The organism is Izhakiella australiensis (assembly GCF_002006995.1).
Taxonomy (GTDB): domain Bacteria; phylum Pseudomonadota; class Gammaproteobacteria; order Enterobacterales; family Enterobacteriaceae; genus Izhakiella; species Izhakiella australiensis.
The window spans coordinates 133828-147420 of the sequence record NZ_MRUL01000011.1 but is presented as its reverse complement, the minus strand read 5'-3'; the positions used below and the strand labels follow the sequence as shown (position 1 = coordinate 147420).

Genomic DNA, 13593 nt, shown 5'->3' with positions numbered 1-13593 from the left:
TCGAGGTAACAGGAGAAAGCTACAGAAAGAAAACGTCGAAAGCAGTAACCCAGCAGTCAGTTAAGAAGTAACTGAAAGGCGGCCAGAATAGTTGACGCGTACCGGCCTGAGTAGTTGACGTCTAATAGCCCCTATCTGGGGAAATCCCTGTGAATGTATCTGAGGGTGCAACGCCAGAGGGTAAGATGAATGCAGAACACGATAACGCTATCAACGCTATATAAATCGGTAAGTTACCTTGATTTTTTTACTAATATTTAGCTGCCATTACACCATAAATCACCCGGTTTTGTTACCGCTGCGGCGGCCTGCGTATAGGTGACTGCTGTCATTTTGCAGGCTGAATCAGTGAGACTAAGACAGTTTGAAACCTGGTCGTGGGAGATAGTGAGGCAGGTAGAATAGCTCAGCAGTCAGTTTGAGCTATTTTACCCGTTAGAAGGAAGGTTTCTGGCTGAATAAGGCGCAGACCAACAGATATACGCGCTACCAGCCGTTGTTCAGTCTGCGGGCAATGGCTTACCCGCACATCTTGTCAGGCTTATTGATACGGTTTTATCGCCGTATAACCATAAACATTAACTTTATCTATCTGGCACTATGAGTATTGCTTCGCTCAGGCCCGCAATTTTTTGTAATGGGGGTGGGTATTCACGCCCCAGAATCCACAGACGCTGCTTATAATAGCGCCAATCAGCAATCCAACGAATGACCAGAAAGCAATGCGAGCCATCGCTTTAACTGCTGCATCCGCTTTTTCTTTTGCCTGCTGTTTCATTTCGGCATAATTCGCTTTCGCAGCACGGATATCCTGCTCTAATTTATCAAGACGCTGCGTAACCTGATTAATCGTTTTATCTCTGGCTGCAATAAAGTTATCTGCGGCCTGCCGTGCCTGTTGCGAATCCATCAGGTCATTGGCGGTTAATGCCTCCGTGACCTGTTTCTTGTCAATTGAAGTGGCGATTTTCTGACTACGTTGTTTTAAATTTTCCAATAGTTGCGCAATAATTGTATCGCTTTGCTCCGGAGATACCGCAATCTCTTTTATTGCCCCGGCGGTATCGTCTTTAGCGGCCTGAAGCTGAGATTTGAGATAATCTGGTTGCAGGGTCTCAATATGGCTTTTCTTCAGCGCATTAGTTATCTTTTGGTCTGTATTCATCTCATCAACATCGGTGTTAATACTCAGCTGATTAAAAACATTGTCAGTCAGTGAGGAAAGGCCTTTACCACCCGCCTGAGCAGCTGAGCTGGCAACATTCCCGCTAAAGGAAGCGACAGAACCAATGGCGCTGCCAGCCATACTGATAATTCCGCCAATAGCGGCAAAGCCAAGAACGGCAGCAATAATAAGTGAAGTGGACCAGACGAGGAAACCGTGAATTATTCCGTCTACGCCGGCAAGCCGACCGGTAATAAAAGCCCCGCAGGCCAGACTGATAAGTAATGAGACCAGCGTCCAGATTAATGCCGTGGTATCAGCACCGTTAACAATATCATCCGACTTTGGTGATATCATCGCCATACCTAAACTGGTACCGAGTAATGATAACAACAATGACACCGCCATAACGGTAAAAATACCAGCAATAATGCTGCCCCAGGAAATTCGTCTTGTTAATGCCATATCAGAAGTAAGTTCCATTTTATTCCCTCGATTAATTAATTAGCCCTATTTACCAATAGCAACTGGATTATAGTCCGTTTTATAAAACTGATAGTAAAAGTGTGGGAACTACGCTTAAATAATAGCTAATTTATTGTTTTTAAAAATATTATTTTAAATAAAAATTAAAATAGCAATCAGCATAATATTTATTGCATTAATAATAATCAGGCTATTTAAATGATCATTAAATCAATATTTCTCACATAAGATGATTCCTGCATGAGTATAAATTAATAAAGTTCCATCTCAGCAATACACTTAGTTCATGAGTAATGAAATGCCATCGCCCCATATAATGGGGCGATGGCAATCAGCTCAGATATGAAGATTTAGCGGTCTTTTACCGCGCCTTCTGTTGGCGGTTCGCTGCGCGTCGATGACGCCAGATTTCAATAACACCCGGCAGTACCGATATCAGGATAATCGCGACAATCAGATAGTGAATATTTTCCTGAACGCCCGGCAGGTTGCCAAAGAAATAACCGGCATAAGAAAACAGCACCACCCACAGAATGCCGCCGGTGACGTTATACAGCGCAAAGTGGCGGTAGGTCATTTTACCCATTCCGGCGACAAATGGCGCAAAGGTCCGGACGATCGGCACAAAGCGAGCCAGGATGATGGTTTTACCACCGTGGCGTTCATAAAACTGATGAGTTTTATCCAGATAGCTGCGGCGAAAGATTTTTGAGTCGGGATTACTGAACAGCCGCTCACCAAACAGGCGGCCAATGGTGTAATTGACCGCATCGCCAATGATAGCAGCAACGCACAGTAAAAACACCATCAGATGGACGTCCAGCGTACTATTTGGCACTGCTGCCAGTGCGCCGGCGACAAACAATAGTGAGTCTCCCGGCAAAAATGGCGTCACGACCAACCCGGTCTCACAAAACAGGATCAGAAACAAAATGGCGTAAATCCAGATGCCATACTGCGCCACCATGGCCTGTAAATGGACATCGATGTGCAATATAAAATCTATCAACTGATGAATCAGTTCCATGCGAACATCCTTCTTACCCTCTGGCGTTAATCTTCGAGGAACAGCGGCCCCATTGGGGAGTGTGGTAATGCAAACTGCTGAGGATAATCAACCGCGACAAGATAAAGCCCTGCGGCTGACGCTGTCGCCGCCGCCAGCGTGCGATCTTTTGCCGCCAGCAGCTCTGCCATCCAGCCTTCATGCTGATTACCACAGCCAATTTCCAGCAAGCTGCCAACAATATTGCGCACCATATGATGCACAAAGGCATTGGCTTTAATATCCACCACCACGTAGCTGCCGTAGCGGCGGACATTGATGAACATCAGATTACGCCAGGGTGTGCGTGACTGGCACTGAACCGCGCGGAAAGAAGTGAAATCATTTTCTCCCAGCAGGCATTGTGCCGCACGGTGCATTTTTTCTGCATCCAGAGGATGATAGAAATGCGTTACACCACGCCCCAGCACCGCCGGGCGCAGCCTGTGATTATAAATAATGTAGCGGTAACGACGTGCGGTAGCGCTGAAGCGGGCATGAAAATTCGGGTCCACCGGCTTCATCCAGCGCACGGCGATATCCTGCGGCAAATTTGCATTCACCCCTAACGTCCATGCGCCATCAGCCCGCTGCGACTGCGTTTCAAAGTGTACTACCTGCCCGGTGCCATGCACGCCGGCATCGGTACGCCCGGCACAAAACACCGTGACCGGATGATTAGCCACTTTTGATAGCGCCTGCTCAAGGCAGGCCTGTACGCTGGCCACTTCCTGCTGACGCTGCCAGCCATAATAATGGCTGCCATCGTATTCCACTCCCAGCGCGATTTTATAGCCTGTCGGCGCTGCGGTTTCCCGCACTTCAGCTATCAATACAGATACTCCTGAACCAGCTTCTCAGCTGTTTTTACCGCCATCAGCGCGCCCCCGAACACAACGTTGTCCGCCACCGTCCACATCTGCAACAGTTCCGGCATACCGTAATCGTTGCGTAGATTACCAATACTTAGCTGTGCATTGCCTGAAGCATCTGTTACCTGGGTAGGATAATCAGACTCTTCCGACAGCCCGATCTCTTCGCTGCGCAGCAAAAGCTCGCGCGCTTCCGCAGCGGACAGCGGGCGCAGGCTTTCCAGATGAACAATCTGCGCGTTACCATAAAACACCGGCGCCTGCACGGTGCTGGTCGCGATCGGCAGGCCTTCGTCCTGTAATACTTTGCGCACCTGCTCAACGATAATGCGCTCATAGCGCACGCTGCCTTCCGCATCCGGCGCCAGCGGCAGCATATTAAAGGCCAGCTGGCGGCCAAAAAAATGCGCCTCTGCTGGCACGCCATTCAGCAAGCGGGCACTCTCCCCGGCCAGCGAATCCAGCGCCGCTTTGCCATGCGCCGAAGCGGCAAGCAGGCTGGTCACCTGCAGGCGTCCCAGCCCGGCCTCATCGATCAGCGGCTTTATTGCGCTGAGCAGCTGGCAGGTCAGACTGTCGGCCACGCTGATGATGTTACGATTGCGGTAATCAGCCAGCGCCTGCGGGTTGACATCCGGCACCACCAACGGCACGTCGGGTTCAAGGGCAAACAGCCCGCTACTGTCGATGACCAGACAGCCAGCCTCGGCTGCCTCTTCGGCATAGCGCGCCGAGGCTTCGCTGCCGGCGACAAAAAAGGCCAGCTGTGCTTGCGACCAGTCAAATCCTTGCACATCGCTGACCCGCAGCGTACGCCCGTCAAAACGTATCGTTTCACCGGCGCTGCGCTCGCTGGCCAGCAGCCAGAGTTCACCTACTGGAAATTGACGTTCAGCAAGTTGCTCAATTAACGCTCTTCCTACGGCGCCCGTGGCGCCCAACAGCGCGATATTCCAGCCGTCAGACATGGTAATAACTCCAGACAGTAACTTAAAAACAGAAGGCGGTGATATTCACCGCCCTGGATTCAGACTTTTCCCGGCACCCGGCCGGTATAATTTAGCGCGCAGCCGCGCTGAAGCCTAAGGCTCTGAGCTGCGAAGCAATATGTTCATTATCGCACGTTACGTGCAATGACGACCACTCGCGGCGCTCCTGATAGTTCTTGCGCAAGCGGTCAAACTCGCCGGGGATAGCGGCCACTTTGCGTAGCGGCGCGTCATCGCGGCGCACATCATACACCAGATGGACCAAACGTTTCAGCGTTGACTGTTCGAGAGGGCCGTGCAGCTCAATAGTCGAGAAATCAGCAACCGGCAGCAGCGAATCCAGCGCCACCGGATCCGGTTTGCCAAGATATGCGCTCCAGGCCTCATAGACTTGGGTGGTACCACGCGCTTTGCCTTCAAGGGTATAGCCCGCAATATGCGCGGTCGCAATATCCACGCGCGCCAGCAGCGCTACCGATAACGCCGGCTCCGGCTCCCAGACGTCAAGCACGACGCTGAGATCGCGGCGCTGTTGCAATACCCGCAGCAGCGCCGCATTATCCACCACCGGCCCGCGGCAGGCGTTAATCAGAATAGCGCCGGGCTTCAGCGCCTGCAGACGCGCTTCATCCATCAGATGCCAGCTACGGTAAGGCCCCTCTTTATAGAGCGGCGTATGGAAAGTCAGAATGTCAGCAGCGCCAATCAGGCTATCAAGATCCTGAAAGCTTTCACTGTCACCGCGGTCTGCCCGTGGCGGATCGCAAAGCAAAGTGCGGATCCCCAATGCTTGCAGACGCTGCTGCAAGCGCGCACCGACGTTGCCAACGCCCACAATGCCAACGGTGCGATCGGTTAGTGCAAAGCCGTCGCGTTCGGCCAGCAGTAACAGCGCGGAAAACACGTATTCAACCACCGCGATGGCGTTACAGCCCGGCGCGGCGGAAAACGCCACGCCCAGCTGCGCCAGTGCCGATTCATCAATATGATCGGTTCCGGCCGTTGCGGTGCCGACAAACTTCACCGGCGTACCCGCCAGCAGTGCCTGATTAACTTTCGTTACCGAGCGCACCATCAGCCCGTCGGCATGCTGAAGCGCGTCCTCGGGGATTGAACGTCCGGGAACTGCTGTCACCTCGCCGCTGCGACTAAACAGTTCACGGGCGTAAGGCATATTTTCATCAACCAAAATTTTCACAGATTGCGTCCTGATGGTGGAAAACAGGTGGCGGATAATGCCACACAGGCAGGATTAGTTAACCCTACAGTCGTTACTCAATTTCTTTTTGCGTCCGGCACCGGTAGCGTTCGGGCGTGGTACCTGCCTGCTGCTGAAACATGACGATCAGCGCTGATGCGGAACTATAACCCAACTCCAGCGCCGTATCCTGTACGGTTAATCCCCGCTCCAGCAGTGAAATCGCGTGCAAAAAACGCAGCCGCTGGCGCCACTCGCTAAAGCCCATGGCCAGCTCAGACTGACAGCGGCGCGCCAGGGTGCGCTCGGTTGTGAACACCTTTTTTGCCCACTGCGCCAGGGTGGTACTGTCGGCAGGATTGGCCTCCAATGCCTTTAATACCGGCGCCAGCAGCTTATCCTGGCTGGTTGGCAAGTAGCTTTTTTGCGGGAGCGCGCGCTGCAGCTGATCGCACAGCACCAGGCAAAGCCGCTGCTCCTCCGCCGTCTGCGGGGTAAGCATATGACGTGCGGAGCACTCATCAATAATCGCCGTGACAACCTCGTTAACCTTCAGCAAACAGGGCTGCGGCGGCATCTGACGGCAAAGTTCTGACGGCATGTTGAAAGTGCGAAAATGTGCCTGTTTACGATTATAACTGGCGTGTTCCATATCAGGTGGCACCCATACCGGATAACCTGCCGGCGTGAGCAAACGCTGGCCGGCGATGAAAATCTCCAGAATATTATCGCGCACGAAAATCACCTGCCCCCAGGGATGGTGATGAGGAAGATATTCAGTTTGCGCGTTAACGCGCTCGTAGCGGAAAAAGACCGTTTGCGCTTCATCCGCCGCGACGGCGTGAAAGGTACGTTGCTCAGCCATTGTCATATTCAGCGTTGATTTTGTCTGATTTTAATTATCTACAGATAATAAGACAAGTTAGAATGCAGGCTGATAAACGTTGTATCAGGTGACCCATGAACTTTCTTTTTCCCCTGCTGGCGGTTTTTATCTGGTCGATAAACGCGATTGTCAGCAAACTGTCCGCGACGGCGATTGACCCGGCCGCCATCTCATTTTATCGCTGGCTACTGGCGCTGATTGCATTAACGCCCGTCGCGCTTCCCGGCGTCTGGCGCCATCGCCATGAAATTCGCCGGGTTTGGTGGCGGCTGTTTGTTCTGGGGCTACTGGGCATGGTGCTCTATCAGAGCCTGGCCTACTACGCCGCCCATAGCGTCAGTGCGCTGTTTATGGGGATTCTGAACGCGTTGATTCCGCTGCTGACCGTCTTGCTGAGCGTCGTGGTACTGCGCCTGGCGCCGACGCGCGGCATCGCCTTTGGCAGCGTCATCTCCTTCGCCGGGTTAGTGTGGCTGGTCAGCGCCGGCGACCCGCTGCGTTTATTACAACACGGATTAGGTAAAGGCGAGATGATGATGTTTGTTGCCTCAGCCTCATATGCTCTGTACGGGGTGTTGACTAAGCGCTGGTCGCTAACGCTGCCAAACTGGCAAAGTTTGTATATGCAAATTTTTTTCGGCGTACTGCTGCTGCTGCCCGGCTTTCTACGGGCGCCTGATGTCAGCCTGAACGCTGATAATATCCCACTGGTATTGTTTGCCGGGCTTGGCGCGTCGCTTATTGCCCCTTATCTTTGGATTCAGGGCGTAATGCGCCTCGGCGCCAGTAATACCTCGCTGTTTATGAATCTGATGCCGATCATTACCGCCGTCATCGCCGTCATCTTTTTGCACGAACAGCTGCACAGCTACCACTTTATCGGCGGCGGTCTGACGCTGTTTGGCGTCTGGCTGGCGCAAACGCTAAAAACCCCGCTGCGCCGCCAGGTATTAAAAACCTCAGCGGAAGCTGAATAAAACCCTTCGCTCACCCCAACGACGGCGCTGAAATCTTTTAACCTTCACCTCAGCGCCGCCTCTGTATCTTACCCAACGGGATTGCTATCATAGCGCCCTCTGTTTTGTTTGTCCGGCGCGCCCCGGATACCGCCCCATTTTCTGAGGATCCTGCCATGCAACCATTGAGTGGCCCTGGTGCGCCATTGCCGGGCAATCGCCCTCAGCTTGACGGGCAGACCCCCGCGTCGCGTACTGGCAATCAAACCGCCGTCGGCGATCAGCCGATGAGCCCCGCTCAACGTACCTCGCTGGAACGTCTGGTCGTCAAGCTGCTGGCGATCAGCTCACTGAAGCCAGCGGAAATCTGGGCAGGTATTCGCCATCAGGTTGGGGTGAAGAATGACAATGAATTGCTGTCGCGTCACTTTCCGGCGGCGGAGCAATTTCTCAACGCGCGCCTCAACGAGGCGCAAACCAGCCACGGCACCCGCCAGCTGTTGCAGCAGCTGACGGCCATGCTGCCGCAGGGCAATAATCGCCAGGCGGTAAGCGATTTTATCCGTCACCAGTTCGGTCACACCGTGCTGAGCGCATTAACGCCGGACCAGCTGCGTCAGGTGCTGACCATGTTGCAAAACGGCCAGATGGCTATTCCACAGCCAAAGCTCAACAGCCCGACCGACCGCTCTTTGCTGCCTGCCGAGCATCAGGCATTAAACCAGCAAATCGCCAAACTGGCGGCAACGACCGGTGAGCCTGCGGCTAAAATCTGGACCAGCATGCTGAAGATGGTCAACCTGCAAAGCGGCGATCCGGTACCTTCGCGTCTTTATCCGCTGTTGACGCAATACCTGCAAACACATCAGGCGCTCAGCCAGCACGGCGCGCCAACGCTCAACCTGCTGGTAGCGTCCCTGAAACAGCCGCCGGCGCCGGAGGAGCATCGGCTGCTGGAAAATACCCTGAGCCAACAATTTCAGCTGACGCCGCAGTCGCCGCTGAGCAGCGCACAAGCACAAATTTTGCTGGAGCTACTGTTTAGCCAGCGGGCAGGACGCTTGCGTGAGCAGCGGCTGGCCGACAGCGCGATCGCGCCGCAGCCGATCGTGGCCCCGATATGGAGCTACCTTCCCGGCTTTATGCAGCCGGCGACACAGCGCCCGCTACTCAGCCTCTTTATCGCTGTGGCCGTCGTTGTTCTGCTCTTCTGGATACTGCTCTAACAGCCGCAATCCGGCGCGGCCGTTTGCGGCCAGCTGCCGGGTTCAGCTCCCTGCGCCATCGGATGATTATCCCGCCGCCAGAAATCCAGCCCGCCAATCAGCTCTTTGACCTTAAAGCCGTTTGACGCCAGCTTTAATGCCCCACGGGTCGAACCGTTACAGCCTATGCCATCGCAGTAGGTAACATAAACGTGGCCGGCGTTAAGACGACTCAGGGTTTCCTCGGTCATTTCGCGGTGGGGAAAGCTTATCGCGCCGCAAATATGGCCGGCCTGATACTGTGCGGCAGAACGCGTATCGATCACCACCAGCGTTTCAATACCGGCGGCAAGATCCTGCGCCAGATCCGATGAGTCGGCATAGTAACTTAGCTTATGGCGCAGCCGGGCCGCATTTTCCTGAGCGTCCGGCGGAAGATATTGCAACACGATCGATGATTGAGACATAGCGGTTTCCTGTTGTTGATTACCCCGTCATATTACGGCACATTGGTCTTAACAATAAGACCATTTTCGCTAGCAAGATAAGACCAATGATAAACGCATCCCGCTCCCCACTGCTGGGCCTATTCCGCAGCCAACAGGCGACCAGCCGCCGCGAACAGCTGTGTGCCACCCTGCGTCTGGCGATCGCCAACGGCAGTCTGCGGCTAAATGAAAAGCTGCCATCCTCACGTCAGCTGGCAGCCGACCTGGCGCTTTCACGCGTCACCGTGGAAGCAGCCTATGCCCGCCTGGAAAGTGAAGGTTATTTGCGCCGCCAAACCGGTCGCGGCACCTTTGTCGCCATTACCCTGCCACCAGCCAGAGCCGCTGCCGCGATCAGAAATACGGGTACCTTGCCGCTCTCCGCCCGTGGAGAAAAAATCAGTCTGGCGGGAGGCTGTCAGGATCCGCCGCTTCCTGTTGCCTTTGCCGCTGGCTCGCCGGATCTCCGCACCTTTCCCCACGATCAGTGGAGAAAGCTAAGTACGCAGGTGATGCGCAGTACGCCATCTGGCTGGCAAGGTTACGGCGATCCGCAGGGGCTGCTGGCTCTGCGTGAGGCCCTTGCCCGCCATCTCAACCAGTCCCGCGGTCTGCGTTGCGCTCCGCAGCACATCGTCATCCTCACCAGTTCCCAGCAAGCGTTGCAGATGCTTTCCCTACTGCTGCTCGACCCGGACGACCGCGTCTGGCTGGAAGACCCAGGCTATCCGGGCGCCCGGCAGGCTTTTTACTGTGCAGGCGCCCGCCTTGAGGGGCTCAGGCTGGACGATGAAGGCGCACAAATCCTCGCAGCGCGCAGTGCGCCGCGTCTGGTTTATCTCACCCCCTCGCATCAATACCCCACCGGCGTGGCCCTGACGTTGACGCGCCGGCTGGCCTGGCTGGACTATGCTCGTCTCAACCACTGCTGGTTGATTGAAGATGATTACGACAGTGAATTCTGGTTCGATGAAATGCCGATGCCGGCGATGCAGGGACTGGACCGAAGTGAACGGGTGATCACCCTCGGTACTTTCTCTAAAAGTCTGTTTCCCTCGCTAAGACTGGCCTGGATGGTGGTGCCAGACGCCCTGGTTGAGCCGCTGTGCCGCTTACGCAGCGTCCTTGACGGCCACAGCGCTCAGCTAATGCAGGCCGTGACCGCCGAATTTATCAACCGGGGATATTATTCGGCCCATCTGCGCTATATGCGCCAGCTTTATGCCAGCCGGCAACGTCATCTGTGCCGGTTACTGACGGAAAAATGCGGTGATTTGCTGGCAATCGATCCCCATCACGGTGGATTACAGCTAAGCGTCACGCTGAAATTCAACGCCGACGATCGACAGCTCAGCCAGCGGGCGGCGGCGGCAGGATTGAGCCTGATACCGCTTTCCCCGCTGGCGCTAGAGCACGAAAACCGGCGTCAGGGGTTTATTTTGGGCTATGCCGCCCTGACGCCAGCGGAGATCGGCGTCGCGGTCAGCCTGCTGGCGACGCTGCTGGAGTCTGCACGATCAGCCTGATAGCGAGCAGCACGCCTGCGGCGGCGCAAACGGCGCTGGCAAGATACACCGAGCCATAGCCCAGCGAAGTAGCCAGTACGCCGGTCAACGGGCCGCTGGCGCCGTAAGCGATATCCTGAAATGCGGCAAACGCTCCCAGCGCGGTGCCTCGCACCTGCGGCGCCACCCGCTTGACCACCTCAACGCCCAGCGCCGGAAACACCAGAGAGCAGCCGCAGCCGGTCAGCGCCGCGCCCAGTAGCGCCATTAAACCGCTGCTGGCAAACCCCAGCAGCAGCAGCCCGGCGGTTTCGACCAGCAGCGAAACCAGTGCCACTTTGCCGCCGCCTAATTTATCCGGCAGACCGCCAAACAGAATACGCATCAGCACGAACGCCATGCCAAAAGCCGTCAGGGTAAAGCCGGCGTTATCCCAGTGCTGCGCGGCGAAATAGAGCGAGGTAAAGGTATTGATAACGGCAAAGCCCGTCCCTTGCAAAGCCAGCCCCAGGCCCGGCGTCATAATCTGACCAACCACGCGCCAGAGCGACGGACGCTGACCACCGTGCGGGGCAACGGCTGGCACCCGCAGGTTAAACAACAGGGCCAACAGCGGCAATACCAGACAGCCCGCGCTGAGTGCCATAAAGCCGCCCATCGCGTGCAGCCACAGGCCTATTGGCGCGCCGGCGGCCAGGGCGCCGTAAATCGCCATCCCGTTCCACGACATAACCTTGCCGGAGCGCGATGGACCAACCAGCCCCAGTCCCCAGGCGAGATTGCCGGTCAGCAGCTGGCTTTCACCGAAGCCGAGCAGTAGCCGACCGGCAACCAGCAGCGCAAATTTACCCGCAACGGGCAGCGGCAGCAGTCCGGCGAGCAGATAAGCAATACCCACCAGCAGAAAGCTGAATATTCCCTGTATTACCGAACGCTTTGCCCCGTACTGATCGGCAATACGCCCGGCATAGCCGCGGGTAAGTAAGGTTGCGAAAAACTGGATCCCGACGGCGACGCCAACCATAACGTTGTTCAGGCCAAGTTCCTGATGAACAAACAGCGGTATTACCGGCAACGCCAATCCGGCGGTCAGATAGGTAAGAAATACGGCAAATGAAATGCGTGCAAGATGGGCGTTGCCCGCCCTGCCGGGGGAAAAGCGGTTGATGACATCAGTCACATACTCCTTGTTGTGAAGGCGGCGCCATAGGGTTAATTATGACTGTCACGCAGAATACCCACGCGCCCGCCTTACTGCCCTTACGGGCTTAAAGTGGGTGCGTTGGTTAACGTGAACGCTTACGCAACACCGGGAGTGTTGTGAAATCAGAATCAGAACGGTATCAGCGCCGCTCAAACTGCGAGGCACCTGATAGCGACGGCCTGCACCATATACTGTCAAACGCCCGCAAGCAAGCGGAGATGTAAAAAAGGGAACGCCGCTGCGCTCCCTTAATATTTCCGGCGGCGCTTCTGCTACTGCAGTTTACGCATCACCAGGGTGGCGTTAGTACCGCCAAAGCCGAAGCTGTTAGACATGACGGTGGTCAGCTCACGCTCAGTCGGCTGGGTGATAACGCTCATGCCTTTGGCCTGATCATCGAGCGCTTCGATATTAATACTCGGTGCGATAAAACTGTGCTTTAGCATCAGCAGCGAGTAAATAGCTTCCTGTACGCCCGCCGCGCCCAGCGAGTGGCCGGTCATCGCTTTAGTCGCGGACAGCGCCGGGGTGTTATCGCCGAAAACCTCACGAATGGCGCCAAGCTCTTTCACATCGCCAACCGGCGTAGAGGTGCCATGGGTATTCAGGTAGTCAATCGGCGTATCCAGATCCTGCATTGCCATCTTCATACAGCGCACCGCCCCCTCACCCGACGGCGCCACCATATCGGCACCGTCTGACGTTGCGCCATAGCCGACGATCTCGGCATAAATATGCGCGCCGCGCGCCAGCGCGTGCTCCAGTTCTTCAACCACAACCATTCCGCCGCCGCCGGCGATGACAAAGCCGTCCCGGTCATTGTCGTAGGTACGCGATGCTTTAGCAGGCTCGTCGTTGTACTTCGTTGAGAGCGCGCCCATCGCGTCAAACTCGCAGGCCATCTCCCAGCATAGTTCTTCGCCGCCGCCAGCAAACACGATGTCCTGTTTGCCGAGCTGGATCTGCTCCACCGCATTACCAATACAGTGGGCGGAAGTGGCGCAGGCAGAACTGATGGAGTAGTTGACGCCGTGAATTTTAAACGGCGTTGCCAGGCAGGCTGATACCCCTGAAGCCATCGCTTTGGTCACCACATAGGGACCAACGGCCTTAAGGCCGCGCGGACCGCGCATCGCATCGGCACCGAAAACCTGAAACCTCGGCGAGCCGCCGCCGGAACCGGCAATCAAACCAACGCGCGGATTGTTCTGGTACTGCTCGTCAGAAAGGCCTGAATCCTCAATAGCCTGCTGCATGGAGAGGTAAGCATAAACCGAGGCATCACTCATAAAGCGCACGATCTTACGATCGATAAGACCCGTGGTATCAAGTTTGATATTGCCCCATACGTGACTACGCATACCGGAATCTTTCAGCTCCTGAGAGAAAGTAATACCTGAGCGCCCTTCACGCAGGGAAGCCAGTACTTCCTCCTGGTTATTACCAATGCTGGAAACGATACCCAGGCCAGTAATCACTGCACGTTTCATTCAATACCTCATCCACAACTAGTTAGGTTCTGTGACGCACTCTAGCGTACAGTTGTACGCTGAACAAGTCCGATCTGCTGTTATTGCGTAAATTTGCACGCGTT

At 55.4% G+C, this 13593-nt stretch carries 12 protein-coding genes; 3 read left to right on the top strand and 9 right to left on the bottom strand.

Features of this window, described 5'->3' with window-relative positions; translation table 11 throughout:
- Positions 1 to 616: 616 nt before the first annotated feature.
- The 6 genes from BTJ39_RS15895 to BTJ39_RS15870 form a co-directional block, all read right to left on the bottom strand.
- The gene (locus tag BTJ39_RS15895) at positions 617 to 1648 is read right to left on the bottom strand and encodes a CAP-Gly protein (protein WP_078003665.1); all 1032 of its coding nucleotides are present in this window, start codon (positions 1646 to 1648) and stop codon (positions 617 to 619) included.
- 364 nt (positions 1649 to 2012) lie between these two features.
- Entirely contained in the window at positions 2013 to 2678 is a 666-nt protein-coding gene (locus tag BTJ39_RS15890) for a DedA family protein (RefSeq protein WP_078003664.1), read from the bottom strand.
- Positions 2679 to 2704: 26 nt separating this feature from the next.
- Positions 2705 to 3517, bottom strand: coding sequence for a tRNA pseudouridine(38-40) synthase TruA (truA, locus tag BTJ39_RS15885; protein ID WP_078003675.1), 813 nt, complete (start codon positions 3515 to 3517; stop codon positions 2705 to 2707).
- An 8-nt stretch (positions 3518 to 3525) separates the two neighbouring features.
- Complete coding sequence (locus tag BTJ39_RS15880) at positions 3526 to 4536, bottom strand: aspartate-semialdehyde dehydrogenase (RefSeq protein ID WP_078003663.1); 1011 nt, start codon at positions 4534 to 4536, stop codon at positions 3526 to 3528.
- A 91-nt stretch (positions 4537 to 4627) separates the two neighbouring features.
- The gene (pdxB, locus tag BTJ39_RS15875; RefSeq protein ID WP_078003662.1) at positions 4628 to 5755 is read right to left on the bottom strand and encodes a 4-phosphoerythronate dehydrogenase PdxB; all 1128 of its coding nucleotides are present in this window, start codon (positions 5753 to 5755) and stop codon (positions 4628 to 4630) included.
- 73 nt (positions 5756 to 5828) lie between these two features.
- Positions 5829 to 6620, bottom strand: a complete 792-nt coding sequence (locus BTJ39_RS15870; RefSeq protein WP_078003661.1) for an AraC family transcriptional regulator — start codon at positions 6618 to 6620, stop codon at positions 5829 to 5831.
- A gap of 95 nt (positions 6621 to 6715) precedes the next feature.
- Between BTJ39_RS15870 and BTJ39_RS15865 the strand changes: the two genes are divergently transcribed.
- Positions 6716 to 7618 carry a DMT family transporter gene (locus tag BTJ39_RS15865; RefSeq protein ID WP_078003660.1) on the top strand — a complete coding sequence of 301 codons (903 nt, stop codon included), beginning with the start codon at positions 6716 to 6718 and terminating at the stop codon, positions 7616 to 7618.
- A gap of 155 nt (positions 7619 to 7773) precedes the next feature.
- On the top strand, positions 7774 to 8823 hold the full coding sequence (flk, locus tag BTJ39_RS15860; protein ID WP_078003659.1) for a flagella biosynthesis regulator Flk: 1050 nt from the start codon (positions 7774 to 7776) through the stop codon (positions 8821 to 8823).
- Here the strand turns inward: flk and BTJ39_RS15855 are convergent.
- Positions 8820 to 9269, bottom strand: a complete 450-nt coding sequence (locus BTJ39_RS15855) for a rhodanese-like domain-containing protein (protein ID WP_078003658.1) — start codon at positions 9267 to 9269, stop codon at positions 8820 to 8822. The two genes, flk and BTJ39_RS15855, sit on opposite strands and share 4 nt — an antisense overlap.
- An 86-nt stretch (positions 9270 to 9355) precedes the next feature.
- Here BTJ39_RS15855 and pdxR point away from each other — a divergent pair, with 86 nt between their 5' ends.
- Positions 9356 to 10816 carry a MocR-like pyridoxine biosynthesis transcription factor PdxR gene (gene pdxR / locus BTJ39_RS15850; RefSeq protein ID WP_078003657.1) on the top strand — a complete coding sequence of 487 codons (1461 nt, stop codon included), beginning with the start codon at positions 9356 to 9358 and terminating at the stop codon, positions 10814 to 10816.
- Here pdxR and BTJ39_RS15845 read toward each other — a convergent pair.
- Positions 10773 to 11975: an MFS transporter gene (locus tag BTJ39_RS15845; protein ID WP_422386041.1), complete on the bottom strand. Its 1203-nt coding sequence runs from the start codon at positions 11973 to 11975 to the stop codon at positions 10773 to 10775. The two genes, pdxR and BTJ39_RS15845, sit on opposite strands and share 44 nt — an antisense overlap.
- 296 nt (positions 11976 to 12271) lie before the next feature.
- Positions 12272 to 13489 (bottom strand): beta-ketoacyl-ACP synthase I, encoded by a 1218-nt coding sequence (fabB, locus tag BTJ39_RS15840; RefSeq protein WP_078003656.1) that lies wholly within the window; start codon positions 13487 to 13489, stop codon positions 12272 to 12274.
- Positions 13490 to 13593 lie beyond the last annotated feature (104 nt).

What these genes read in the sequence shown, in the direction of transcription:
- BTJ39_RS15865 (WP_078003660.1), top strand. Translation starts at nt 6,716, where the DNA reads ATGAACTTTCTTTTTCCCCTGCTGGCGGTTTTTATCTGGTCGATAAAC.
- BTJ39_RS15890 (WP_078003664.1), bottom strand. Translation starts at nt 2,678, where the DNA reads ATGGAACTGATTCATCAGTTGATAGATTTTATATTGCACATCGATGTC.
- BTJ39_RS15895 (WP_078003665.1), bottom strand. Translation starts at nt 1,648, where the DNA reads ATGGAACTTACTTCTGATATGGCATTAACAAGACGAATTTCCTGGGGC.
- BTJ39_RS15855 (WP_078003658.1), bottom strand. Translation starts at nt 9,269, where the DNA reads ATGTCTCAATCATCGATCGTGTTGCAATATCTTCCGCCGGACGCTCAG.
- flk (WP_078003659.1), top strand. Translation starts at nt 7,774, where the DNA reads ATGCAACCATTGAGTGGCCCTGGTGCGCCATTGCCGGGCAATCGCCCT.
- BTJ39_RS15870 (WP_078003661.1), bottom strand. Translation starts at nt 6,620, where the DNA reads ATGGCTGAGCAACGTACCTTTCACGCCGTCGCGGCGGATGAAGCGCAA.
- BTJ39_RS15880 (WP_078003663.1), bottom strand. Translation starts at nt 4,536, where the DNA reads ATGTCTGACGGCTGGAATATCGCGCTGTTGGGCGCCACGGGCGCCGTA.
- fabB (WP_078003656.1), bottom strand. Translation starts at nt 13,489, where the DNA reads ATGAAACGTGCAGTGATTACTGGCCTGGGTATCGTTTCCAGCATTGGT.
- pdxR (WP_078003657.1), top strand. Translation starts at nt 9,356, where the DNA reads ATGATAAACGCATCCCGCTCCCCACTGCTGGGCCTATTCCGCAGCCAA.